Here is a 23235-nt window from a genome sequence, read left to right as displayed (position 1 = left end):
AGGCACTGCTGGAAGGATGGACCCGTGCCCAAGCCCTATCCGAAAGAGTTCCGCGACGACGTCGTCCGGGTGGCCCGAAACCGCGAACCAGGCCAGCACCTGCGGCAGATCGCTGCGGACTTCGGCATCAGCGAATCCTGCCTGACCAACTGGATGCGAAAGGCCGACGTCGAAGACGGCATCACACCCGGCACCACCGCCAGCGAGAACGCCGAACTGCGCGAAGCCCGCAAACGCATCCGCCTGCTCGAGCAAGAGAACGAGGTGCTGCGCCGGGCTGCCGCCTACTTGTCGCAGGCGAATCTTCCGGGAAAAGGCTCTACCCGCTCGTGAAGCAGCTCGCCGCGGACGGGATTCCCGTCGCGGTGTCGTGCCGGGTCCTCGAGCTTGCCCGTCAGCCCTACTACCGGTGGCTCGAGCGCCCGGTTACCGATGCCGAGCTCGAGGAGGCGTACCGGGCGAACGCACTGTTCGACGCTCACCGCGAAGACCCCGAGTTCGGCTATCGGTTCCTCGCCGACGAAGCCCGCGACGCGGGCGAGTCGATGTCGGACCGCACCGCGTGGCGGATCTGCTCGACCAACAAATGGTGGAGCGTCTTCGGGAAGAAACGCGGCTCGAAGAAAGGCCGTTCCGGGCCACCAGTGCACGACGATCTCGTCGGCCGCATCTTCACCGCGGACGAGCCGAACCGATTGTGGCTCACCGACATCACCGAACACCGCACCGACGAAGGCAAGCTCTATCTGTGTGCGATCAAGGATGTCTACTCGAACCGGATCGTCGGCTACTCCATCAGTGATCGGATGAAGTCTCGCCTCGCCGTGGCCGCTCTCGAATCCGCAGTGGCCCGGCGAGGTTCGGTCGCCGGATGCGTGGTCCACTCCGATCGCGGCTCGCAATTTCGTAGCCGGAAATTCGTCCGCGCCCTCGGTCGCCACGACCTGGTCGGGTCGATGGGTCGGGTCGGGGCGGCCGGCGACAACGCCGCAATGGAATCGTTCTTTGCGCTGCTCCAACGCAACGTCCTCGACCGGCAGCGTTGGGGCACTCGCGAGCAGTTACGCATCGCGATCGTCACCTGGATCGAGCGGACCTACCATCGCCGGCGACGTCAGCTCAGACTCGGCCGGTTGACGCCGGTTGAGTTCGAGACAATCATGACCACACCAGCCGCACAGGCTGCGTGACCGTATCTGTCACCGGATCGTGCAGCAGTCCCAACGACCGAGGCTGTCGGGTTGGGTGTCAGGGAAGGTTCGGGGTGCCATGCAGAGATCGTATGTTCCCCGTACGGGGGCAGAGCCTGCGTGAGGGGCAGGTGGAGGCGTTGCTGACGACGGCGTGTGTGGGTGGTGCGGTCGTGGTGGATGCGACGGTGGACGAGGCGGAGGTGGGGGCGTGATGCGTTCGGTGGTGATCGAGTGGACCGAGGTGTCGTCGCACTGTGCGGTGGTGAATGTGCCTGCGGATTTCGATCCGGAGGTTGTGGAGTTGGGTGTGAACCGTCTCGGGTTTGATGCCGCCTCCTTTCTTGAGGAGGATGCACATCATGTCCAAGCGTTACCCCGCCGAGCAGCGTGAACGAGCGGTGAAGATGGTCCTCGACCACCTCGACGAATATTCTTCGCCGTTCGCGGCGTGCAAAGCCATCGCCCCGAAGCTCGGCGTCGGTGTCGAGTCGCTGCGCACCTGGACCCGCCAGGCTCTGATCGATGCCGACAAGACACCCGGCGTGACCACCGCTGAACAGCAACGAATCAAAGAGCTCGAACGCGAAGTCCGAGACCTCCGTGAGGCCAACGAGATCTTGAAATCGGCCTCGATTTTCTTCGCGAGGGAGCTCGACCCTCGCCGCCGCTGATCTGCCAGTTCATCGACCAGATGCGTGCACAAGGACACCGGGTCGAGTCGATCTGCGCCGTGCTCACCGAGCGTGGCGTCAAGGTCGCCCCACGCACGTATCGGAACTGGAAAACTGCTTCTCCATCCCGCCGGACCGTCGCCGATGCACATCTGACGAACGCTCTGCGTGAGACCGTCGGCACCGCCGAAGGTCTCTACGGTCGCCGAAAGATGACCGTGCACCTGCGCAGACACGGCCACGACGTCGCGGCATGCACCGTCGACCGGTTGATGCGCGACGAAGGGCTGTCCGGAGCGGTCCGGGGCCGTCGGCACCGCACCACCGTGCCCGGCGGCTCGGACAGCCGCCGCGCCCCTGACCTGGTCGATCGTGATTTCACCGCCGAGGTCCCGAATCGGAAGTGGGTCACCGACTTCACCTATTGCCGCACCTGGGCGGGGTTCGTCTATGTCGCGTTCGTGATCGACTGCTTCTCGCGGGCGATCGTCGGCTGGCATGCCGCCACCGTCAAGGACACCGCGATGGTCACCACCGCCTTGAAGATGGCACTGTGGCGACGTGACCACACGGGCCACCCGGTCGGCACGGGGTTGATCCACCATAGCGATGCCGGCAGTCAGTACACTTCCATTGCTTTCGCGGAAACCCTTGTGCTGGAGGGTATTGCCGCGTCGATCGGCAGCGTCGGAGACGCATACGACAACGCTCTGGCCGAGAGCACGATCGGGTTGTTCAAGACCGAAGTGATCGCCAAGGGAAACCCGTTCCATCCGGGTCCCTACAAGTCCGTCGAGGACGTCGAGTACGCCACGATGGAGTGGGTCGACTGGTTCAATCGCAGTCGCCTGCACAGCCGTCTCGGATACGTCCCGCCGGATGAATTCGAGGCGGCGTACTACGCTCACCTGTCGACTCCACAACCGGAGCCGTCACCGATATAGGAGCGGCAAGAAACCCGAGACGGTTCAATCCGGCGTATTCGCCCTCGGTCTGCATCATCCTGGTGAAGCCGGTGGGTGCGATGCCGAACGGCAGTTCCGAGCGCCCGCCGAGGATCGTGCACGAGGTGTCGACCTTGGACACGTCGCGCAGGATCGCCGGGTGGAACTCCATGTCGCGGAACGCTTGGCGGGCGCGTTCGAGGGACAGCTCCGCCTCGGCCGAGCCGTCGGTGTAGTCGAACGCGGCTTTGGGTGTTCGACGTTGCGCGATGGTGCGCAGGTCCTCGATGGTCAGCGCCGCATCGAGCCGCCGCTTCGTCGCATTGAACTGTGGCTTCTTGAACTGCATCAGCGGCGTGAGGTCGTGTGCTCGGGGTATGCGGCGCTTCATAGGAAACTTTTCAAGGTGGATCGGGTGGTGGTCAGAGGTAGCCGCAGACCTTGGCGGCTTTGATGGCCAGGTGCAGGGTGAGGCGGTCGAGGCCGTCTTGCAGGTCGAGGCCGGTGGTTTCGGTGATGCGGGAGAGCCGGTAGTAGAGGGTGGTGCGGTGTACGTGCAGGTGTGCTGCGGCGATGCTGGCGACGCCGCCGGCGTCGAGGAACACTTCGGCTGTGCGCAGGAGGTCTTTGGAGGGCGACAACGGGAGCCAATACGCCTCGACCGACTTCGCCGACGTGTGTCGTGAATTGGGGGTGACCCGCTCGCGAGGTGCGGTCGGAACGTCGGCGGACAATGCTGCGGCGGAGTCGTTCAACGCGACGTTGAAACGGGAGACGTTGCAGGGTCGGAAGCGTTGGAACAGTGCAGGTGAAGCGCGTGTCGACGTGTTCCGCTGGGTCACGCGCTACAACACGAGAAGAAGACATTCCGCTCTCGGTCAGAGCTGTCCGATCGAATTCGAGAAGCGATCGGCTACGCTGGCCGCTGCCGCATAGGAACTGGTGTCCATATCTCCGGGGGAACGCCCCAGCGTGCTTACTGGTGTCGCGCAGCAGTAGCTGCTTAGCGGCCTTCGCATAGAGTGTGACGCCTGCGAGCAACTCGACATCGTTCCGGAACGGAATCGACGGTTCATTGTTGCTCGAGAAGAACAGCCTGCCCAGAGTCAGACGGCGGCCTCTGTCTCATCGAATCGGGCACGGTTCTCCTGGATCTCGTCATGATGGGTGCCAGCCCAGTCGATCAGGGTCGTGATCGCGATGAGCAGGGTCTCACCCAGATCGGTCAGCGCGTACTCCACCCTCGGAGGCACCTCCGGATAGGCGGTTCTGGTGACGAGCCCGTCACGCCGCAACTGGCGCAGGGTGTGCGTGAGCATGCGCTGGGAGACACCGGGAATCGAGCGCAGCAAGTCGGTGTATCGAAGGGGCCCAGCGTGCAGCGAACCGACAACGAGCACCGCCCACTTGTTGCCCGCTCGATCGATGATCTGCCGGATGGTCTCCCCTTGCTCCGCCGGCCAGCGGGAGCACGGCCCGGGGAGGGCCGCGGTCCGCCCGGTGCTCGGTTCGGGTTCCATGACGAACGTGATCCTTCCGGTTCCGCACACGCGTGTGCCTTTTGTATCGACTTCGATACTGCCCCATCATGGGGTCACACACCATTGGTAAGAAGCCAGGTCAGGTCCGTGGTACCCGCGGCCCGACGTCTGACAGAGCCCGCACGGTGGATATCGTCGCCGCGGGCACAGGGAAGGAAGACCATGTTCATGCGCGCCGCAACCGTTTCCCGCTTCGGTGGACCCGAGGCGGTCGAAATCACCGAGGTTTCGATGCCTGCACCCGGCCCCGGCCAGGTGCGAATCAAGGTCGGTGCGGCTGCGCTGAATCCTGTGGACGCTGCCATGCGCGCGGGGGTGTTCGGCGGAGGGGAACGGATCGGTCTGGGCTGGGATGTCGCCGGCACGATCGAGGCCCTCGGTACGGGGGTCGACCGGAAGGTCGGGGACCGCGTCATCGGCCTGGCCGCGGGGCACCGCGAGCCGCTGGGCACCCACGCCGACTACGTCGTGCTCGACGCGGAAGCCGTCGCCCCCGCCCCGACCTCTCTGGACGACGTGCATGCCGCGGTGCTGCCCCTCAACTCGCTGTCCGCCGCGCAGGCGCTGGACATGATGGCGTTGCGGGCCGGGCAGCACCTGCTCGTCACGGGCGCGGCCGGCGCGGTTGGTGGGCACGCGGTGGAGCTGGCACACCGGCACGGACTGAAGGTCACCGCGTTCGCCTCCGCCGGCGACGAGCCGTTCCTGCTTTCCCGCGGAGCCGACCGTGTCCTTACCCGCGGGGCGACCCTGGAAGCGGCCGGTTTCGACGGGGTGCTCGACGCTGCTGGTTTGGGGCATGGGGCGATCGTCACGGTCCGCGACGGCGGCTCCTACCTCGGTCTGTGGCCGGGGCGGGAACCCGAGGCGGAGCGCGGTGTCCGAGTCGAAGTTCTGGACGTGCGGGCCGACGGTGTCCAGCTCGCCGAACTCTCCCGACTTGCGGACCGAGGGGTGCTCGTGGCCCGCGTCTCAGGGACCTACCCGCTTGAGCGGGCAGCAGCGGCCCACGTAAAGCTGGCCGAAGGTGGCCTGCGCGGACGGATCGTCCTGATCCCCTGACGATCACTCGCGCCGAACGGGCCTGTTCCTGTCGATGGCCATCGCGGAAACTCGACCGCGACGGTCCGATTACCGTCGCCGCCGAGCCTCAGAATCGCCAGTGCGCGGATTTCGGTTTTTCCTGCATTCCACAGTCGACGCCTGCGAACAGGTTGACGTACAGCTGTTCGATCGATTTGTCGCAACTGCTCGTCTCGCCGAGACAGGTAGGGGAGAAGCGTCTTTCGGGGCTGCACCGCTATTGACGGGCATCTCCGACACACCCAGCTTCTGGCCAAAGCGCGATGGTGTGTCCCGCCAATATTCGCTGCATCTCGACAGCGGTGGGTTGTGTGAACTATTGGGATAGGCGGATGCCGGCAGCGTCGACCATGCCGGTGTCGCCGGTGCGTCGAAGTCTCACTCGCGGAGGAGCGCAAGGGTGGGCGACCCGACGACGAGCGCTTGGTGCGAGCGCGACGATGTCGGGTTCGGCTGGTAGCTGCACGCCGGGAGGCGCTGGCCAGTGCATCGCGGACCGGTCAGCCATGGCCGCTACGTGGGAACAATTTGATCAATCGGAGTGAGTGGCGTTCGGCGGCGCTGGGGGTGTGGGGTCGGGTGGTGGTTGGTTGCGGTGTGGTGTCGGTGGTGGTGGGTGTTGTGGGGTTGTGACCTGGGGTGATGGCATGTCCCGGGTGGGGGCCGGCGCTTGGTGGTGGTGGGGGCCGGCGGGTTGGTGGGGTGGGTGTGTGCGGGGTGGGTTGGGGGCGGTGGGGACGCCGGTTTTGGGCTTTTTCGAATTGTGTTGTGGCGCAATGTATGTGGTGAAAGTGTTTGGTGTGTAGTGGAACCGACGTACTTTGCGCATGCTGCTTCGACTGTTTGACGTATTTCTGTTGTAGGAGTGTGTATTTCGGTTATGTGTGATCCGTGTCGCGTTCGGTGGTGCCGGGGCGGTGGGGTAGGATGAAGGCATGACATCGGGACGGGTTGAGAGCGACGAGGCGGGTCGGACTGTGGCGCGCGCAGCGCGTCCCCGTCTCTCGTTCGGGCACGGTGCGATCGGCACGCCGACCGTCACCGCCGCCCCGGACATCGTCGGTGCGCTCTCGATCGAGCAGCTCTTCGACGCGCTCGCACTGCGTGTGGACGGTCCGCGGGCATGGTCGACGACGTTGACGATCGACTGGAACCTCACCGACGAGAACATCGTGCATCGCACTCAACTGCGAAACGGGCTCCTGGTGCACTTCGACACCGACAGCTCGTTGCCCGCGCCGGACACCACCATCACGCTGACCCGATCGCTGCTCGTCGCGGTGCTGCTCGGCGGCGCCGACCCGACGCCGCTCGTGGCGGACGGCAGCATCACCGTCGACGGGGTGGACGGCGTACTTGCGACGCTGGTGAGCGTGCTGGACGAACCCGATCCGGACTTCGCGATCGTCACTCCCTGACCATTCGCTCACTCCGGTTCGACCCGTTCGATGTTCGCGCCCACGGTATGGACGAGCTGCAGGGTGGGATCCCAGGGCAGGACCGCATCGACCGCGGCGTCGAGCTCGTCCAGGGGCGGTAGCTCGGCCGGGCCGAGCACGGAGACGACCACCGTGGTGCCGTGCCAGTCCACCCCGGTGACCTCCGCGTCGGGTGTCCCGTCGAGCCACCGCGTGGCCTGCGCGGAGATCTGCCGTGCCCACAACGACGCCATCGAATTGACGACCATCGGCACCGCGACGACGACCAGTGCCACCGCGAGGACGGCGTAGGCCCGTCGCCACCGGGGCCGGACGGTCTCCGCCGCCTCCCGGGAGTAACCTGCGGCGACGAGAACCGCTGTGGCCGTGATGATCAGCGCGACCACGTTGGATGCGAACAGCACGAACGCGCCGAGCGCGAGTGTCGGTGCGCCGGAGCCGAGGCAGACACCGACCACCGCGAGCGGAGGCACCAGCGAGATCGCGATCGCGACCCCGGGCAGGACGTCCCCGACGTCGCGGCGTGTCACCGCGATCGCCCCGACCAGTCCTGTCGCCATGGCCGCCGTCAGATCCATCAACGTCGGCGACGTGCGACCGAGGACCTGCGAGTTCGACAGGACATTGCCCGGGTTCGCGAGCACCTGGGCGAAGACGACCCCGAGGAGGACAACCAGGACGATGCCGCCGAGGATCCGGGCGACGCTGCGCGCGATCAACACACCGCGTCCGACCGCGATCCCCAGGCCGACCCCCAGGATCGGGGTGGACAACGGCGCGACGATCATCGCCCCGATCACGGTGGCCGTCGAATCACTGACCACCCCCGCCACGGCGATGACCGCCGAGAGGGTGAGCATCGTCCAGAACGCCGACCGCTTCGCCTGCCGATCACCGACCGACAGATCCAGACGCTCGTCGAGTTCCGTCAGGCTGCGTCGCTGGGACTCGGGCACAAGAGTGTCGAACATTCACGCACCTCCCGGAAGAGTCGTCGGGTCCGGCCGGATCCGACACCGCGGCACCGACGGTCGATGGCGGGGATCATCGCGACTTCTCCAGGTCGGAGACCACCCAGCGTCCTTCGCCGCGGAGTTCGAGGACGCGGTCGTGGAAGGCGTCGAGAGTGCTCCGATGCCCGACGCTGACGATCACGGCGTCCGGCAGCGCTTCCCGCATCGTCCGGTACAGCGCGTGTTCGAGACCTTCGTCGACCGCGGCGGTGGCCTCGTCCAGGAACACGATCGCCGGGGACGACAACAGGATGCGCGCGAATCCGAGCCGTTGCTGTTCGCCGGGGGAGAGGGTGCGCGCCCAGTCGGTCTCGGTGTCGAGTCGTTCGGCGAGATGCCCGAGCGCAACGGTCTCGAGCGCCGTGCGTAGCGCGGCGTCGTCGTGATCCGCCGCGCGGGGATAGGTGACGGCATCGCGCAGGGTGCCCAGCGGGAGGTAAGGGTGCTGGGACAGGAACAATCCGTCCCCGGTCGGTCGGTCGACCTCACCGCGCGCGGCCAGGACGAGACCGCCGGCGCCGTTGCGCGGGTCGAAGAAGGACGTGGCGATGCGCCACCACTGGCGACCCCAACGTGTGAACCGCACGAGCGCGGCGATCACGGCGACGAAGACCAGGGCAGTGATCGCAAACGCTTTCGCCGTCCACACGATGCTGTCGACGACGACGGTTCCCCAATCCAACATGTCGGCCTCCGACAGGCGTCAGTGGAGTCGCATCCCTACAGTCGCATCCCTACAGTCGCATCCCTACAAGGATCACCCCGCAGCCTGCAGTGGGAATGCGAAGTCGTGGAATCCGGTGGACCGAACCCGGATCTTTCACCCCTCGTCGTCACCGCGGCTGCGCCGCCGCCGCCGCCACTGCACCGCGGCCGCGAGCAACCGGATCCCGACCGCGAAGAAGATCAGATTCGCGACCATCTGCACCGACACCACGGCGCGCGCTGCCTCGGACTCGGCGGAGATGTCCCCGAAACCCACCGTGGCGAAGACCGTCAGGCAGAAGTAGATCGCATCGATGCGGGACAGCGGCTCGGAGAAGTTGTCCGGAGCGACGATCGACATCCGCAGATAGACGGTCGCGAACAGCACGAGATGCAGGGACACGACGCTGATGAGCGCCTCGATCGCCTGCACCGCCGGATACTCCGCGGCGAGAATCCTGTGGACCTGCCACCCGCCGACGAGCAGGACCACGACACCGCCCCCGACGAGGAGCAGAACGTCGGACAAGCCCGTGACCTGATCCAGGGGAACGGAGAAATACACGCTGACCAGCACGAGCGCGGTGAGCGCGGGTCGCGCCAGCGCAAACAGGATCAACCGTCTCCGCTCCCGCGGATCAGGTGTGCGCGGAGGATCGGTCACGGTCGTCCCCGTCCCGGAATGATGACCTTTGCCCCTACGGTATCGATCGGGCCGGGGCGACGATGGGAAGACCGAGTAACCGATCCGGCCCGAAAGGTCGATGCGGGGCGGGAGTGTGGGGAGTCGTCGATGACCGAACACGAACTGTGGGTCCGACCGATCGCGGAGGTGGGTGCCGCCGACGCACCGACGGTCGGTGGCAAGTCCGCGAACCTCGGAGAACTCACCCGCGCAGGCTTTCCGGTACCGCCGGCCTTCGCCGTCACCACCGACGCCTATCTCGACGCCATGGCGGCGGCCGGCGTCCGATCCCGGTTGGCGGCCGAGGCGGTACCCGCCCCCGACATCGACGACGCCACCCTGATACGCACCTCCGCCGAACTCGCCGCTCTGGTGACGGGTTCGACCGTCCCGGACAAGATGTGCGCGGCGATCGTCTCCGCCTACGAGAGTCTCGGTCCCGATGTGCCGGTCGCGGTGCGGTCGTCCGCCCCTGCGGAGGACGCCTCCGACACGTCGTTCGCCGGGATCCACGAGTCCTACACGAACATCATCGGTGCCGACGCGGTGATCCGCGCGGTGCAGGCGTGCTGGGCCTCACTGTGGTCCGAACGTGCCCGCACCTACCGAGGGCTGCGCGGGGTGACCGACGAACCGTCCATCGCCGTGGTGGTCCAGGTGATGGTGAAGTCCGAGTCGTCGGGTGTCGCGTTCACGGCCGACCCGCGCACAGGCGAACTCGATCGCATCGTCGTCGAAGCAGCGCTCGGTCTCGGTGAGGTCGTCGTCGGCGGACAGGTCGAACCCGACACCTACGTCGTGGCGAAGGACGGTTTCGAGGTGCTCGACGTGCACCTCGGTCATCAGGAATTCCGCATCACCTCCACCGACAGCGGGGACAGTCGCGTCGCCGTCGACCCCACGCGCCGCACCCGGGTCCTCGACGACGAGCAACTCCTGCGCGTCGCACGGCTGGCCGCCGGAGTCGAAGAACACTACGGGCACCCCCAGGACCTCGAGTTCGCGTGCGCCGACGACGAGTTGTGGATCGTGCAGACCCGCCCCATCACCACACTCGACCAACCGGCGGCTCCCGCCCCGTCCGGCAACGGCGAGGCACGACCGTTGCTGACCGGTCTCGGCGCGGGCCCCGGGACGGTGACCGGCCGCGTGCGGGTGCTGCACGAACTCGTCGACGGGAAGCGCCTGAGCGACGGCGAGATCATCGTGGCACCGATGACCCGGCCGGACTGGCTGCCGATCCTGCGCCGCGCCGGCGGCATCGTCACCGACGGCGGTGGCATCACCTGCCACGCGGCCATCGTCGGACGGGAACTCGGCAAGCCCGTCGTGGTCGGTGCACGTACCGCCACCACCGATCTGCACGACGGGCAGCTGATCACCGTGGACGGCAACGTCGGTGTGGTATTCGACGGGGCGGTCCACACCGCCGAGCGGCCCGCGGCGACGACCTCCGCGCCGGCGACATCGACTCTCTCCGCCGAGACTGTCACGGCCACAGCGGTCTACGTCAATCTCGCCACCCCCGACGCCGCGGAGGCGGTCGCCGCGACCGATGTCGACGGCGTCGGTCTGCTGCGCGCCGAGTTCATGATCACCGAAGCGCTCGCGGGGGAACATCCCTCGCACATGATCGCGCAGGGCCGTCGCAACGAATATGTGGAGAAGATGGCGGGTGGCCTCGCGCGGATCGCGGCGGCGTTCGCACCGCGTCCGGTCGTGTACCGCGCGATCGACCTGCGCAGCAACGAGTTCGCCGACCTCGAGGGCGGTGAGGTCGAACCCCACGAAGAGAACCCGATGATCGGCTACCGCGGATGCTTCCGGTACATTCGGGATCCGGAACTGTTCTCCCTGGATCTCGATGTGCTGCACCGGGTTCGGAGCGCGCACCCGAACGTGCACCTGATGATCCCGTTCGTGCGCACCCGCTGGGAACTGCGGGACTGCCTCGCCCAACTCGACCGGCATCCGCTCGGCTCCGACCAGCGCTTGCAGCGCTGGATCATGGCCGAAGTCCCGTCGGTCATCTACTGGTTGCCGGAATACGCGAAGCTCGGCATCCACGGTGTGTCCATCGGAACCAATGACCTCACGCAGTTGATGCTCGGGGTGGACCGGGACTCGGAGGTGTGCAAGGACCTGTTCGACACCCTCGACCCCGCGGTGCTCGACGCGATCGATCACATCATCGAGCGGGCCTCGGCCGCGGGACTGACGACGTCGCTGTGCGGTCAGGCCGTGTCGACGAGCACCGAACTCGCGGAACATCTCGTCCGGCGCGGTATCACCTCCGTGTCGGTCGCGCCCGACGCCGCGGCGCAGACGAGACGGACGGTGGCGCGAGCGGAACAACGCATCCTGCTCGACCGCGCCCGGAGCGACGGGACGTGACCGGCGGGGATCACCGCCGACTGTAGGTCGCGCACTACGGGACGACCATCACGGGGCAGGTCACCGTGTGCAGCAGCGCCCATGTGGTGGATCCCAGCATCAGGCTCGGAAACCCGCCTCGACCGCGACGGCCGAGAACGAGCAACTGCGCATCGGCAGCGTGCGACGCAAGATAGTGGGAGGGCTGGTCCAGCACCACCACCGGGTACACCCGCACATCCGGGAACGCCTCGCCGTGCCCGGCGAGACTCTCCGACAACAACGCCCGCTCCTTGTTCTCCACGCTGTCCCAGTCGATCCGGAATCGGAACGGGCCGCGCACATCGAGGTCCGACCACGCGTGGACGGCCACCACGTCGGTGCCGCGCAGCGAAGCCTCCTCGAACGCCGCGGACACCGCGCGCACACTGTGCTCCGAACCGTCGACGCCGACGACCACAGGACCGGAGATGTCGTTGACGTCGACGTGCGGCAGTTTGCGGACCACCACGGCAGGGGCGTGCGTGTGCGTCACCACCGCTCGGCTGACCGAACCGAATCGCTCCCAGCCGAACCGGTTGTCTCCGGCTCCGACCACCACCATCGACGCCGACTTCGACCGGTCCACCAGTTCGAGCGACGGGGAACCGGTGCACAGGTGGGTCTCGATGTCCAGCTCACCCTCGGGCGCCGCGCGGCGCGCGTATTCGGCGGCGTCGAGGAGCATGTCGCGTCCCTCGGACTCCTCCTGCTCGAAGAATCCTGCGGGCATGCCGATCGGGACACCGAAGGTGTTGCGGACCGACACTATGGTGACCAACGACAACGGGAGCCGGCGACGTTCCGCTTCGCGAGCTGCCCAGCCCACGGCCTGCAGGGACGCTCTCGATCCGTCCACTCCGGCGACGATGGGGTGGTGTGCTGTCATCACGATCACCTCGCTGCCTGTCCGAGCTGCGGGCACGGCCGTTTCGGGACACTGCTGTTTCCGGGATCCTGCCGTTCCGGGACCCTGCCAGTACACGCTCGGACCGGTCGGTCGCACAAGAGTCGACGGTCCCGACCTGCCCGCAGGAAGTGACCGAAGACTCTCGTGTGCCGCGCACGCCGTTCCTCACACTGGAGACTGCACCCGGCGCCGTCACCCACTGCCGAAAGGCTCCGCCATGTCCGTCCTGATCGGCTACGCGACCGCCCGAGGGTCGACGCGGGGAATCGCCGAACGCATCGCTGCGGGACTGGAAAGCCGCGGTGCCGTGGAACTCCGCGCGCTCGGCGATATCGCGTCGGTGCGAACGTACGAGGCGCTGGTCGTCGGAAGCGCGATCCACAACGGCCAGTGGCTCCCCGAGGCTTCCGATGCGATCCATCGGCTATGCGCCGAGCCGGTAGGACGACCGGTGTGGGCGTTCTCCGTCTCGTCGGTCGGAGCGACCAGCACGATCCTCTCGCCCCGGGTGGCCGCATATCTGCGGCGGGTCACCCCGGAACCTCGGGCGGTGCAGAACCTCCGTTCGGTCGCCGACGTGCGTGATCACCGTTTCTTCGCCGGTGTCATCGCTTCGGGCGACTGGGCCGGAATCGGGCGGATCGTCTTCCGGCTGATGGGCGGACACTACGGCGATGCCCGGGACTGGGTCGACGTCGACGCGTGGACGGAACGGATCCGGGAAGGTCTCGTCGAAACACCGCGTGATCAGGGTTGATCGCGTGCGTCCGAGTCCGGAGGGTCCCCTCGGGATCGGTGATGAAACTGGCGGCGCGTTGGACGACGAAGAACCACCCCAGGACGAATGCGCCGATCGCGGCGGTTCGATCAGTTTTTTCGGCGTCGATCGAGCACTGCCGGGTGTCGATCGAGTACTGCCGGGTGTCGATCGAGTACTCCCTCGGCCGATCGAGCGATCATCGGAGGCCGAAGGACGGTCTCTCCTCGTGCCGTCGCGCGACGATGTCGTCGAACGCGTCGATCAGCCCCTCGGGATACCAGCGGGGATTCGTGTCGGCGGTGGTGGCGACTAGCAGCAACTGGTGCTCGCGTGCGTCCGCGGCGACCCGGGCGAGCCGGGTGCGCCCCTCGTCGTCGAGTGCCGCGACCGTCGCGGCGAGGTCGGCGACGAGCAGCACGCGCGGCGGCCCGACGACCGGGGAGTCGAGTTCGGCGACCACGCCGGTGATCTGGTCGGCGGTGGTGGCCCAGCAACACGGTCCCGTGGGAAGTGAGGCGGATCCACCGAGCCAGCGATGACGACGGTGCGGATCGACGACCACCAGGTCGTGGGTGCCGCCGGTCAGTGTCGTCATCGCGATCAGGTCGAGCGACACACTGGGTGACGAGCGGCGCTCGTCGCGTCGGATCAACAGGTGTCGGCCGGCGGACAGATCCCACGAGACGGGCGTGCCGTCGTTGTCGCGCCCGAACGGGATCGTCGTCCGGCACGCGATCACCCGGGCGCTCGGTCCGCGAGCGGGACGCACCGGGACGGACGGCCGGCACGGTCGACGAGTGGGCGGAGTGGCAGGCATCGACATGGTGGATCCGTTTCGTGTCGCTGGGTCCGGAGCGATCCCCGGACGGCCGAACTGTAGTGGCGAGCACCGACAGGAACGGCCGGGTGCAGGTCGCGGCCGTTACGGTGCGTCCGGTTCGGGGTAACCGTCCGCATGCGCCCGATTGCGACAGCCCTCGCCGTAGCCACCTTCACCGCCCTCGGCGGTCACATCGCCTCCGCAGTGCCCGCGCCGATCGTGGACGACACCGGCGCGATCGCTGCTCCGAGCAGTACCCAGATCTCGTTCGCGCACACCCCGACCGGTGTGCGCGCCGGCACCGCGAACGAACACGAGTCCCGCGCCGGTGTGTCGATCGTCAAGATGTATCTGGCCGAGTACGTCCTCACCTACGGCGACCCCGCGGACCACGCCGACGCGACCGAGATGATCCGGTCGTCGAACGATGCGATCGCCGACCGCCTGCACGCGAAGTACCCGCAGGCGATCTCGTCGACCGCGGCGGAGTTCGGGCTCACCGACACCCACGTGCCCGGCTACTGGGGTGTGGGCACCACGTCGACGCACGACATGGTCACCTATCTCGAGACGAAGAAGCGCACCGATCCCGGTTCGCCGGTGCTCGCCGCGATGGCCACCGCATACGACACCGCGGCCGACGGCTACCCGCAGGACTACGGCACGGCCCTGATCGCCGGTGTCATCGGCACGAAGTGGGGATGGAGCGACGACCGCTCGTTCCACGCCTCCGCCTCGTTCGGTCCCGATTTCTCGGTCGCGGCGTCGACCTACGGATCGGCAGGACAGCTCTCCGAGCACGTCCTCGGCGCGTTCACCGAAGGGGCCCCGCCCGCACCGGAGACCGGCCCTTCTCTGCAGGACTGCCCGCCGCTGGGCTGGCTCGCCGGCGATCCGCTTCTCGGGCCGCCCGCGCAGGACCTCCTCGACGGGCTCCCGCCGGTCGTCACCGATCCGATCTGCGGCTGATCCCGACCGGGATCAGATGCGGCGCATGACGGACACCACGGTGCCCAGCACCACCGCCTCGTCGCCGTCGAGGACGGGATAGGCGGAGTTCCGCGGTTCGAGGTGGACGTGGCCGCCTCGGCGCCGATACACCTTGACAGTCGCCTCGCCGTCGATCATCGCCGCGACGATCTGACCGGAATGGGCCTCGTGCTGGCGCCGCACCACCACGGTGTCGCCGTCGCAGATCGCCGCGTCGACCATCGAGTCACCGCGCACGCGCAGTGCGAAGACGGTGCCGGAGCCGACCAGATCGCGGGGGAGCGTGAGCATGTCGTCAATGTGCTCCTCGGCGAGAATCGGTGCGCCCGCGGCGATGTCGCCCACGACCGGCACGGTCACGGTGTCGTCGGACGCCCGTTCACCACCGGAGGCGCCGAGGAAGGGGCGCACGTCGAGCTGTCGGGCCACACCGGTGCCGCGGCGGAGGAAACCCTTGTCCTCGAGGCTCTTCAGATGCTTCGAGACCGTCGACGTCGACCGCAGACCCACCGATTCGGCGATCTGCCGGGTGCTCGGCGACGACCCCTCCGCGACGATCCAGTCGCGGATCGCGGCCAGGATCTGCTGCTGGCGCAGCGGCAGGGACGCGGGGTCGAGGCCCCCGAACATGTCGAACTCGTCGTAACCGGTCACCCGGAGAATCGTAGCTACGCGGTCTCCGCCAGGTCCGGGGGAGTGCCGGTGGAGGAACTCTGCCCGTTCTGCAGCTGCTCCATGGCCCGTCGCTCCCGCAACGCCCGGATGAGCTGCCGCTCCTGCAACTCCGCCGGATCGGCGGACAGACCGGGTATCGAGAACCCGACCACGGCGCCGGCCAGCAGCGCGAGCGCCATCCGGGCCGAGTCGTCCTCCCGGATGCCCAGGACGAGTTCGAGGAAGACGAGCGCTCCGACGGCGACGAGTACCACTGCGATCAGTGCCAGGATCCTGCGGATCCGGGGTTTCGGGCGCGATCCCGGCGCCAACGGCATCGACTGGGCCGCGAGCTGCCACAGCCGGGCGTCGACGCTCTCCCGCAGGGGACGCTTCCGGAATTCGTCGCCGAGTCCGTTGTAGATGGCCAGATCGGCTGCGATCCGGGTCCGGAGGTTTCGGCGGGACAGCTCGCGTGACAGGCGCACGACGGCCCACGACACCACCCCGGTGACGAGTGCAACGACGACAGGAACCCAGATGCTCACGCCGGAACATTACGACAGCGGAGCGGGAATCGGCGGGATGCGGAACGCGTGCTCCGACCGTGTGGCGTGAGCCGAAAAGTGGTGCCCCCGGTGAGACTCGAACTCACACTGGACGGGTTTTGAATCCGTTTCCTCTGCCAATTGGGATACGGGGGCATTGCGGACACCACTGTAGAGGATCGGGCGAAGCGGGCGCGCACCGGTACCCTTCTTACGTTCCACCCTGCACCGGGGACCGCCAGTACCGAGGGGAAGGCCCGACCATGACCTCCGCGCCGCACGACAGCACACCAACTCCTCGTCGGGTCGTCGTAGCGGAAGACGAGGCCCTGATCAGGCTCGATCTCGTCGAGATGCTGCGCGAGGAGGGCTACGAAGTGGTCGGCGAGGCCGGCGACGGGCAGCGTGCCGTCGAACTCGCCGAGGAGCTCCGGCCCGACCTGGTGATCATGGACGTCAAGATGCCGCGCCGCGACGGCATCGACGCCGCCTCCGAGATCGCGCAGCGTCGTATCGCCCCTGTGGTTATTCTCACAGCCTTCAGTCAGCGCGAACTCGTCGAACGCGCCCGCGATGCAGGTGCCATGGCCTATCTCGTCAAGCCGTTCTCGAAGAGCGATCTCGTGCCCGCCATCGAGGTGGCCGTCAGCCGCTTCTCCGAGCTGCGCGAGCTCGAACGCGAGGTGCAGGGGCTCAACGAGCGCTTCGAGACCCGAAAGCTCGTCGACCGGGCCAAGGGACTGCTCATGGAGAAGCACGCCATGACCGAACCGGAGGCGTTCCGCTGGATCCAGCGCGCCGCCATGGACCGCCGCACCACCATGAAACAGGTCGCGGTGGTCGTCCTCGAGACCCTCGGAGACGACACCTCCGGCTAGGCGCGCGAACCGGTTTCGCGTGCTCACGGCGTCCCGTCGCGTTACCGCCACATCAAATCTCCGCCCTGCAGATAACGGTCGTATCACAAGGATTTCGGCCCGGTTCGCGGGGTGCTTCGGACCGCTATGTTTCGACCACATCCGGAATCCGCCGGATGCGGTGTCAGGCGTTCGAAGGAGAGTTGAATGGCAAGACGGACTCTGGTCCGCGCCGTAGCGGTACTCGGTGCTGCGACGCTCGCCCTCGCCGGGTGTGGTTCGGACAGCGACGATTCGGCATCCGGTACGTCGGCCGGTGACGAGGGGTCGGCGGCTGCGACGACCGTCGAGACCGACTGCGAACCACAGCAGGCCACAGCAGGGGCGACTCCCGCCACGGGACCGCTGAAGATCGGCACGATTCTCCCCGAGACCGGCAGTCTCGCTTTCCTCGGACCGCCGGAGGTCGCTGCCGTCCGGCTCGCCGTCGACGACATCAACGCCGCGGGCGGCGTTCTCGACCAGCCGGTCGAACTGTTCCCGGGCGATTCCGGGGACACGACGACCGACACCGCGAACACCACCGTCGATCGGCATCTCGCCAACGGCACCCAGGTGATCGTCGGTGCCGCCTCGTCGTCGGTCTCGCTCAAGGTGATCGACAAGATCGTCAGTGCCGGTGTGGTGCAGTTCTCGCCGGCGAACACCTCCGACCAGTTCGTCTGCTACGCCGACCGCGGGTTGTACTTCCGCACCGCCCCGACCGACGTGCTCCAGGCGCAGGCCCTTGCGCAGCTGATCGCCGAGGACGGGGCGCAGCGCGTGTCGATCCTGGCGCTGAACGACCCGTACGGCACCGGTCTCGCCGAGAACACCGTGAACAACCTCGTCGACGCCGGTATCCCGGAGGACCAGATCCAGAAGATCATCTACGACCCCAACGCGCAGTCGTTCAACGCGGAGGTCGACCAGGTGGCCAACTTCGCACCGGATGCCGTGGCGCTCATCGGCTTCGAGGAGTCGGCGAAGATCATCACCCGCATGCACGAGGTGGGCATCGGCCCGTCCGACGGCATGGCGGTCTTCGGCGTCGACGGCAACATGGGGAACGCGCTGGGCGAGAACGTCGCCGAAGGGCTGCTCGACGGCATGGCCGGCACCACGCCGCTGACCGACACCGGCGAGGAGTTCCAGCAGCGACTGCTCGGCGTCGACCCGGGCCTGATCGACTTCAACTACGCCGGTGAGTCCTACGACGCCGTGATCGTCTCGGCGCTGGCGGCGGAACAGGCAGGGTCGACCGCCGGGGTGGACATCGCCGCGAACATCAACTCGGTGACCCGTGACGGGGAGAAGTGCACCAGCTACCAGCAGTGCCTCGACCTTCTCCGCGCGGATCAGGACATCGACTACGACGGTGCCACCGGCGAACTCACCTTCGTGGACGCGGGCGAACCCGGCGTGGGCTCGTACGGCCGACTCGTGTTCGGCCCCGACAACACCCTGACCACCGAGGACTACATCGTGGTGGGGGAGTGACCCGCAGGTCGTGAGCGAAGGGGTGATCGCCGGTGGGCGGTCACCCCTTCCGCTTCTCCCGGCTGCCGGCGAGGGTACCGAGATACAGTTCCACGACCTTCGGGTCGTGCATGAGATTGCTGCCGGTGTCGGTGTACGCGTTGCGGCCCTGGTCGAGGACGTATCCGCGATCGCAGATCTGCAGGCAGCGACGAGCATTCTGCTCGACCATGATGATCGACACCCCCGCCGCGTTGATCTTCTTGCAGCGGATGAAGACCTCGTCCTGGAACATCGGCGACAGTCCCGCGGACGGCTCGTCGAGGAGCAGCACCGACGGCTCCATCATCAGTGCGCGGCCCATCGCGACCATCTGCCGCTCCCCACCGGAGAGCGCCCCCGCCTTGACCTTCCGGCGCTCGGCCAGTAAGGGGAACAACGACGCCACCCGCTCGAACTGCTTCTCGAAGTCCTTCGGGCGCAGATAGATTCCCATCTCGAGGTTCTCCTCGATGGTCAGTGAGGGGAACACGTTCTGCGTCTGCGGCACGTAGCCGATACCCTTGCGCACCAGGATGTGCGCGGGCGCCGAGGTGATCGCGTCCCCGCCGAGCGTGACGGTACCGCTGCGGATGGGGATGAGGCCGAACAGCGCCTTGAGCAGGGTCGACTTGCCGGCTCCGTTCGGGCCGATGATGCCCACGATCTCACCGTCGCGCAGGTAGAAATTGCAGCCGCGCAGGATGTCGACGCCGGGGAAGTAACCGGCCACGAGATCGTCGGCGCGCAGGAGGGCGCCGGTCGCGAGGCGGGCATGTTCTTCCGGGGTCGCGGCACGTTCCGCCGGCGTCGTCCCCGTGGTCGTCGTGGTGGACGCGGGAGGGATGTTGTCGCTCACGGCTTCTCCAGTCTCGTGGCCGTCGCGTCCGTGGACGTGGCAGTGCGATCGGACGGATCGCCTCCGGCTTCGGGGTCGGACAGATCACCGCCGGCCTCGAGGGTCTGTGCCTCCGCGTCCGCGAGGGCGTCGGCGAGTTCGGCGGTCGCGCCCACGGGATTGCCCTCGTCGTCGAACTCGAGTGCCTGGTCGTGGTGACTGCCGAGATAGGCGTCGACCACGGCGGGATCGGACGACAGCGCGTCCGGCGGTGCCTCCGCGATCACCGAACCCTGCGCCATCACCACTACCCAGTCTGAGATGTCGCGGATGACGTCCATGTCGTGCTCGACGAACACCACCGTCGTCCCGTCGTCGCGCAGGGTCTTGATGTGTCCCAGCAGATTCTGCGTGAGCGCCGGATTGACGCCGGCCATCGGCTCGTCGAGCATGACGACGGTCGGCTCGGTCATCAGCGCACGGGCCATCTCGAGCAGCTTGCGTTGACCGCCGGACAGTGAACCGGCGAAGTCGTCGGCCTTCGTGGCCAGACCGAAACGGTCGAGCAGCTCGTGTGCGCGCGTGGTGATCTCGCGTTCCTGGCGGCGCCATGTCCACGGCAGCAGTGCGCCGGCCATGCGCTCGCCGGTCTGGTGCCGGGCGCCGAGACGGACGTTGTCGAGGACCGTCATCTTCGACAGGGCCTTGGTGAGCTGGAAGGTGCGCACGATCCCGCGCCGCGCCACCTGATGGGGGTGGAGGCGGCCGAGCGGGACGCCGTCCATCGCCCAGGTGCCCGTGTAGGGCCGGTCGAAGCCCGTGAGGAGATTGAACAAGGTGGTCTTGCCGGCACCGTTCGGGCCGATCAGGCCGGTGATGCACGAGCGCTGGATCTCGAGATGGCCCACGTCCACGGCCTTGAGGCCGCCGAACGTGCGGCACAGATCGTCGACGACGAGGATCGGGTCGGGTTTGGCGGCGCCGGGGGTGCGGTCGACACCGGCGAACAGTGCGGCGCGTTCGTCGGTGCCGAGGACCGTGCGCGGTGGTGTCGGGTCGGGTCGGATCGTGTCAGGCATCGAGTTGCACCTTCCGCTTGCTTCCCAGGATGCCTTGTGGCCGGAAGACCATCATCACCGCGATGAGAATGCCGAGCAGCACGTACCGCATCGCGCCGACCTGTTGTTCGGTGAGGGGGAGCAGCGGGTCGGGTCCGGCGATCGCCTGGCGGAGGAAGGCGTCCGGGAGGGTGAGCAGGAACCAGAACACCATGGCGCCGAGCACCGGTCCGAAGACCGTTCCCGCACCCCCGAGGATCAGCGCGCCGAACGCGAAGAAGGTCTGCGCGGTCGAGTAGAAGTCGGGGTTGATCGATTTGGTCTGCAGGGCGTTGAAGACGCCGCCGAGACCGCCGATCATGCCGCCGAGCACCAGGGCCTGCATCTTGTAGGCGAAGACGTTCTTGCCGAGTGCTCGGGCGGCGTCCTCGTCCTCGCGCACCGCCTCGAGGACCCGCCCCCACGGACTGTGGGAGAGGAGGTAGACCAGCCCGCACAACAACAGCACGAGGGTCCAGCCGACGACCATCGCCCACAGGTCGTCGCCGTAGAACCGCATACCGAGCAGGTTGTACTGGCGACTCGAATCGAACGGGCTCAGCGAGGTGAACGGGTCGGCGAATCCCCACAGGCCGCGGGTGGATCCGGTCACCGAGTCGGACGCGGTCGAGCGGAACACCAGGCGCAGGATCTCCGCCGCGGCGATCGTCGCGATGGCGAGATAGTCGGCCCGCAAACGCAGGGTGGGGATGCCGAGGACGAGCGCGAGCACGCCTGCCAGCGCGAGGCCGACGAGGATGCCCACCCACAACGGCTGGTCGTAGGTGACGGTCATGATGCCCACGCCGTAGGCGCCCAGCAGCGCGAACCCGATCTGGCCGAAGTTCAGCAGACCGGCGTAGCCGTAGTGCAGGTTCAGGCCGATCGCGAGCAGCGCGTAGAAGATCGCCGACGGGCCTATGAGCTGGGCGAAGGAAACCTGGAGTACCGCAACGATATCCATGGGTCACCCGATCCTTGTCCGACTGCCGAGGATGCCCTGGGGGCGGATGACCAGGATGACGATGAGGACGAGCAGACCGCCGATGTACTTCAGGTCCGGGTTGATGACGAGGGTGGACAGCTGGACCAGCAGACCCACCACGACGCAGCCGACCAGCGCGCCGTAGGCGGTGCCGAGGCCGCCGAGGATGATGCCGGCGAACATGAGCAGGAGCAGCTTGAATCCCATCTCCCACTGCACGCGGCCGCCGAGCTCCGACAGGCCGAACAGCACCCCACCGAGCGCGGCGAGCCCACCCCCGAGCCCCCACACGAACCGGATGACGTGTTCGACGTCGATTCCCGACGACGCCGCGAGGTCGCGGTTGTCGGCCACGGCACGCATCGCCTTGCCGATCCGGGTGCGCTGCAGCAGCAGGGCGACGCCGACGAGCACCACCAGGCTGATCACGATGCATGCGAGATTGACCGGGGTGATCGCGATCGGCCCCCACACGAGCTGCTGTTGTGCCTGGTAGTCGTCGAACGGCTGGGTGCGGTCGGAGTAGAAGGCCAGGATGAGATAGCGCAACGAGATCGCGAGCCCGATCGACACCACCAGCTGGGCGATCAGGCCGGTGCGGCGCCGCCGCAGCGGGGCCCAGATGAGGGCGTTGTTGAGCAGGCCGATGACGACGCCGACGATCACTGCCAGGATCGTCGCCGGTATCAGCTGGACACCGAGGGTGACGTTGAAGATCCACGCCGCGACCGCGCCGAGGGTCACCAGCTCGCCGTGGGCGAAGTTCGTCAGGCCCGTCGTGCCGAAGATGAGGCTCAGGCCCACCCCGGCGATCGCGATGACCAGACCGAAACGCAGACCGTCGACGATGGTGCGCACCAGTGTCTCGCCCCATGCCACGGTCGATCCGGTGCGCGCCTCCCCGAACGAGAAGATCACGGTGTTCGCCCGTCCCGGCGCCACGTCGCGGGTCACCGATGTCTGGACGGTGACGTCGTCGGGCAGGCTCTCGGTGTCGACCTCGAAGACGTAGGTGCCCGGCGGAACGGTGAGCTCCCAGCGCCCACCGTCGGCCGATTCGGTTTCCGCGACCACCTCGCCGCCCTCGGTGGTCGCACGGACGACGACACCGTCGAGTCGTTCGCCGGCATTGTTGAGCGTTCCGCGGACGGTCACCCCCTCCGCGGATTCCTCGTCGGGTGCGGCCGGTGCCGTGTTCGCGGGCGGTGAGGGTGGGTCGGGTGGGTCCTGGGCGGAGGAGAGGCCGGCGCCGACGAGGACGAACAGAACACTCGCGAGCGTGACGAGTGCGGCGCGGACCGATCGGTGGAGGGTCGAGGTCGGTCGTCGCCGACATCCCGAGATAGGGGCCACGCAGGTCCTCCCGGTTGGTGCGCTGTCATCGAGCGCGGCACTGCGCCCGGGGCATCATCGTCAACTGCGATGACGCCGGACTACGGTGTCGTGACAGGGGACTCTAGCGGCTGGATCGCACGTCCACGGGAAAAATTGGATCACCCGGACGTTTCGGTCTCGTTTCTTCGGACAACGAGT

24 protein-coding genes, 1 tRNA gene and 2 pseudogenes are annotated in these 23235 nt (G+C 67.3%); 12 read left to right on the top strand and 15 right to left on the bottom strand.

The features are described 5' to 3' along the window. The first annotated feature begins 24 nt into the window (after positions 1–24). The 4 genes from LPH33_RS14255 (at position 25) to LPH33_RS14245 (ending at position 2808) form a co-directional block, all read left to right on the top strand. A protein-coding gene (locus LPH33_RS14255; RefSeq protein WP_229564986.1) for an IS3 family transposase occupies positions 25–1190 on the top strand; the annotation gives its coding sequence in 2 pieces (ribosomal slippage) (positions 25–297 and positions 300–1190; 1164 coding nt in all). Positions 1191–1282: 92 nt separating this feature from the next. Then, positions 1283–1405 carry a hypothetical protein gene (locus tag LPH33_RS26835; RefSeq protein WP_267499165.1) on the top strand — a complete coding sequence of 41 codons (123 nt, stop codon included), beginning with the start codon at positions 1283–1285 and terminating at the stop codon, positions 1403–1405. Beyond that, positions 1402–1584, top strand: coding sequence for a hypothetical protein (locus LPH33_RS14250; RefSeq protein ID WP_229564985.1), 183 nt, complete (start codon positions 1402–1404; stop codon positions 1582–1584). Before LPH33_RS26835 ends, LPH33_RS14250 begins: the two co-directional genes overlap by 4 nt. After that, a protein-coding gene (locus LPH33_RS14245) for an IS3 family transposase (RefSeq protein WP_228287126.1) occupies positions 1553–2808 on the top strand; the annotation gives its coding sequence in 2 pieces (ribosomal slippage) (positions 1553–1826 and positions 1826–2808; 1257 coding nt in all). The genes LPH33_RS14250 and LPH33_RS14245 overlap by 32 nt, the downstream gene beginning before the upstream one ends. Here the strand turns inward: LPH33_RS14245 and LPH33_RS14240 are convergent. Together LPH33_RS14240 and LPH33_RS14235 are read right to left on the bottom strand one after the other, a co-directional pair. After that, positions 2795–3199 (bottom strand): annotated as a pseudogene (locus LPH33_RS14240) (alpha-hydroxy acid oxidase); the annotation flags it as partial. The gene LPH33_RS14245 and the pseudogene LPH33_RS14240 sit on opposite strands and share 14 nt — an antisense overlap. Positions 3200–3230: 31 nt before the next feature. Continuing rightward, positions 3231–3449: a PucR family transcriptional regulator gene (locus tag LPH33_RS14235; RefSeq protein WP_267499164.1), complete on the bottom strand. Its 219-nt coding sequence runs from the start codon at positions 3447–3449 to the stop codon at positions 3231–3233. On the opposite strand from LPH33_RS14235, the pseudogene LPH33_RS14230 reads away from it, so the two are divergent. Next, positions 3442–3744 (top strand): annotated as a pseudogene (locus LPH33_RS14230) (transposase); the annotation flags it as partial. The gene LPH33_RS14235 and the pseudogene LPH33_RS14230 overlap by 8 nt on opposite strands. 170 nt (positions 3745–3914) lie before the next feature. Here LPH33_RS14230 and LPH33_RS14225 read toward each other — a convergent pair. Further along, a complete protein-coding gene (locus tag LPH33_RS14225) occupies positions 3915–4328 on the bottom strand; it encodes a winged helix-turn-helix transcriptional regulator (protein ID WP_129976805.1) in 414 nt (137 codons plus the stop codon). Between the two features lie 189 nt (positions 4329–4517). Between LPH33_RS14225 and LPH33_RS14220 the strand changes: the two genes are divergently transcribed. Both LPH33_RS14220 and LPH33_RS14215 read left to right on the top strand, forming a co-directional pair. Continuing rightward, entirely contained in the window at positions 4518–5411 is an 894-nt protein-coding gene (locus LPH33_RS14220) for an NADP-dependent oxidoreductase (RefSeq protein ID WP_129976806.1), read from the top strand. A 956-nt stretch (positions 5412–6367) separates the two neighbouring features. After that, a complete protein-coding gene (locus LPH33_RS14215) occupies positions 6368–6850 on the top strand; it encodes an alkyl sulfatase C-terminal domain-containing protein (protein WP_229564984.1) in 483 nt (160 codons plus the stop codon). An 8-nt stretch (positions 6851–6858) separates the two neighbouring features. On the opposite strand, the gene LPH33_RS14210 is transcribed toward LPH33_RS14215, so the two are convergent. The 3 genes from LPH33_RS14210 to LPH33_RS14200 all read right to left on the bottom strand — a co-directional run bounded on the left by LPH33_RS14210 (position 6859) and on the right by LPH33_RS14200 (position 9253). Continuing rightward, positions 6859–7842 (bottom strand): TIGR00341 family protein, encoded by a 984-nt coding sequence (locus tag LPH33_RS14210; protein WP_016696076.1) that lies wholly within the window; start codon positions 7840–7842, stop codon positions 6859–6861. A gap of 73 nt (positions 7843–7915) precedes the next feature. Beyond that, positions 7916–8569 carry an ATP-binding cassette domain-containing protein gene (locus tag LPH33_RS14205; protein WP_229564983.1) on the bottom strand — a complete coding sequence of 218 codons (654 nt, stop codon included), beginning with the start codon at positions 8567–8569 and terminating at the stop codon, positions 7916–7918. A 135-nt stretch (positions 8570–8704) separates the two neighbouring features. Then, positions 8705–9253 carry a potassium channel family protein gene (locus tag LPH33_RS14200; protein WP_016696077.1) on the bottom strand — a complete coding sequence of 183 codons (549 nt, stop codon included), beginning with the start codon at positions 9251–9253 and terminating at the stop codon, positions 8705–8707. Positions 9254–9382: 129 nt separating this feature from the next. Here LPH33_RS14200 and ppsA point away from each other — a divergent pair, with 129 nt between their 5' ends. Further along, positions 9383–11668, top strand: a complete 2286-nt coding sequence (ppsA, locus tag LPH33_RS14195; protein ID WP_229564982.1) for a phosphoenolpyruvate synthase — start codon at positions 9383–9385, stop codon at positions 11666–11668. A gap of 34 nt (positions 11669–11702) precedes the next feature. Here the strand turns inward: ppsA and LPH33_RS14190 are convergent, their stop codons facing one another. Next, positions 11703–12575: a universal stress protein gene (locus LPH33_RS14190; protein WP_174247028.1), complete on the bottom strand. Its 873-nt coding sequence runs from the start codon at positions 12573–12575 to the stop codon at positions 11703–11705. 238 nt (positions 12576–12813) lie between these two features. Between LPH33_RS14190 and LPH33_RS14185 the strand changes: the two genes are divergently transcribed. After that, positions 12814–13353, top strand: a complete 540-nt coding sequence (locus LPH33_RS14185) for a flavodoxin domain-containing protein (protein ID WP_088898391.1) — start codon at positions 12814–12816, stop codon at positions 13351–13353. Between the two features lie 199 nt (positions 13354–13552). On the opposite strand, the gene LPH33_RS14180 is transcribed toward LPH33_RS14185, so the two are convergent. Then, positions 13553–14179 (bottom strand): hypothetical protein, encoded by a 627-nt coding sequence (locus LPH33_RS14180; protein ID WP_229564981.1) that lies wholly within the window; start codon positions 14177–14179, stop codon positions 13553–13555. A gap of 132 nt (positions 14180–14311) precedes the next feature. Between LPH33_RS14180 and LPH33_RS14175 the strand changes: the two genes are divergently transcribed. After that, entirely contained in the window at positions 14312–15145 is an 834-nt protein-coding gene (locus LPH33_RS14175; protein WP_229564980.1) for a hypothetical protein, read from the top strand. A gap of 12 nt (positions 15146–15157) precedes the next feature. Here LPH33_RS14175 and lexA read toward each other — a convergent pair whose 3' ends face one another. From lexA to LPH33_RS14160, 3 genes are all read right to left on the bottom strand, one after another. Next, positions 15158–15820, bottom strand: coding sequence for a transcriptional repressor LexA (gene lexA / locus LPH33_RS14170; RefSeq protein WP_229564979.1), 663 nt, complete (start codon positions 15818–15820; stop codon positions 15158–15160). A 14-nt stretch (positions 15821–15834) separates the two neighbouring features. Further along, entirely contained in the window at positions 15835–16368 is a 534-nt protein-coding gene (locus tag LPH33_RS14165) for a hypothetical protein (RefSeq protein WP_088898388.1), read from the bottom strand. A gap of 79 nt (positions 16369–16447) precedes the next feature. Further along, positions 16448–16524: transfer RNA gene (locus tag LPH33_RS14160), tRNA-Leu, on the bottom strand. Between the two features lie 107 nt (positions 16525–16631). Between LPH33_RS14160 and LPH33_RS14155 the strand changes: the two genes are divergently transcribed. Both LPH33_RS14155 and LPH33_RS14150 read left to right on the top strand, forming a co-directional pair. After that, on the top strand, positions 16632–17246 hold the full coding sequence (locus tag LPH33_RS14155; RefSeq protein ID WP_016691452.1) for an ANTAR domain-containing response regulator: 615 nt from the start codon (positions 16632–16634) through the stop codon (positions 17244–17246). Between the two features lie 186 nt (positions 17247–17432). After that, complete coding sequence (locus LPH33_RS14150) at positions 17433–18764, top strand: ABC transporter substrate-binding protein (RefSeq protein ID WP_016691451.1); 1332 nt, start codon at positions 17433–17435, stop codon at positions 18762–18764. Positions 18765–18804: 40 nt separating this feature from the next. Here LPH33_RS14150 and LPH33_RS14145 read toward each other — a convergent pair whose 3' ends face one another. Genes LPH33_RS14145 through LPH33_RS14130 form a run of 4 tightly spaced genes read right to left on the bottom strand, consistent with a single transcriptional unit; the run spans position 18805 to position 23055 of the window. Continuing rightward, a complete protein-coding gene (locus LPH33_RS14145; protein ID WP_160876871.1) occupies positions 18805–19641 on the bottom strand; it encodes an ABC transporter ATP-binding protein in 837 nt (278 codons plus the stop codon). Next, a complete protein-coding gene (locus tag LPH33_RS14140) occupies positions 19638–20699 on the bottom strand; it encodes an ABC transporter ATP-binding protein (protein ID WP_229564978.1) in 1062 nt (353 codons plus the stop codon). The genes LPH33_RS14145 and LPH33_RS14140 overlap by 4 nt, the downstream gene beginning before the upstream one ends. After that, a complete protein-coding gene (locus LPH33_RS14135; RefSeq protein ID WP_016691448.1) occupies positions 20692–21681 on the bottom strand; it encodes a branched-chain amino acid ABC transporter permease in 990 nt (329 codons plus the stop codon). Before LPH33_RS14135 ends, LPH33_RS14140 begins: the two co-directional genes overlap by 8 nt. Positions 21682–21684: 3 nt before the next feature. Continuing rightward, positions 21685–23055 (bottom strand): branched-chain amino acid ABC transporter permease, encoded by a 1371-nt coding sequence (locus LPH33_RS14130; protein WP_229564977.1) that lies wholly within the window; start codon positions 23053–23055, stop codon positions 21685–21687. Positions 23056–23235: the final 180 nt, after the last annotated feature.

This window comes from Rhodococcus sp. RDE2 (assembly GCF_020885655.1).
Classification (GTDB): Bacteria; Actinomycetota; Actinomycetes; order Mycobacteriales; family Mycobacteriaceae; genus Rhodococcus; species Rhodococcus pyridinivorans.
Note: the sequence above shows the minus strand (reverse complement) of the source record. Positions and strands in the feature narration are given on the sequence as shown.

Bases quoted from the DNA above. Each gene is read 5' to 3' on its own strand.
- LPH33_RS14220 (WP_129976806.1), top strand. From the start codon at position 4,518: ATGCGCGCCGCAACCGTTTCCCGCTTCGGTGGACCCGAGGCGGTCGAA.
- LPH33_RS14135 (WP_016691448.1), bottom strand. From the start codon at position 21,681: ATGGATATCGTTGCGGTACTCCAGGTTTCCTTCGCCCAGCTCATAGGC.
- LPH33_RS14190 (WP_174247028.1), bottom strand. From the start codon at position 12,575: ATGACAGCACACCACCCCATCGTCGCCGGAGTGGACGGATCGAGAGCG.
- LPH33_RS14215 (WP_229564984.1), top strand. From the start codon at position 6,368: ATGACATCGGGACGGGTTGAGAGCGACGAGGCGGGTCGGACTGTGGCG.
- LPH33_RS14175 (WP_229564980.1), top strand. From the start codon at position 14,312: ATGCGCCCGATTGCGACAGCCCTCGCCGTAGCCACCTTCACCGCCCTC.
- LPH33_RS14180 (WP_229564981.1), bottom strand. From the start codon at position 14,179: ATGTCGATGCCTGCCACTCCGCCCACTCGTCGACCGTGCCGGCCGTCC.
- LPH33_RS14210 (WP_016696076.1), bottom strand. From the start codon at position 7,842: ATGTTCGACACTCTTGTGCCCGAGTCCCAGCGACGCAGCCTGACGGAA.
- ppsA (WP_229564982.1), top strand. From the start codon at position 9,383: ATGACCGAACACGAACTGTGGGTCCGACCGATCGCGGAGGTGGGTGCC.
- LPH33_RS14150 (WP_016691451.1), top strand. From the start codon at position 17,433: ATGGCAAGACGGACTCTGGTCCGCGCCGTAGCGGTACTCGGTGCTGCG.
- LPH33_RS14140 (WP_229564978.1), bottom strand. From the start codon at position 20,699: ATGCCTGACACGATCCGACCCGACCCGACACCACCGCGCACGGTCCTC.
- LPH33_RS14225 (WP_129976805.1), bottom strand. From the start codon at position 4,328: ATGGAACCCGAACCGAGCACCGGGCGGACCGCGGCCCTCCCCGGGCCG.
- LPH33_RS14185 (WP_088898391.1), top strand. From the start codon at position 12,814: ATGTCCGTCCTGATCGGCTACGCGACCGCCCGAGGGTCGACGCGGGGA.
- LPH33_RS14155 (WP_016691452.1), top strand. From the start codon at position 16,632: ATGACCTCCGCGCCGCACGACAGCACACCAACTCCTCGTCGGGTCGTC.
- LPH33_RS26835 (WP_267499165.1), top strand. From the start codon at position 1,283: ATGTTCCCCGTACGGGGGCAGAGCCTGCGTGAGGGGCAGGTGGAGGCG.
- LPH33_RS14205 (WP_229564983.1), bottom strand. From the start codon at position 8,569: ATGTTGGATTGGGGAACCGTCGTCGTCGACAGCATCGTGTGGACGGCG.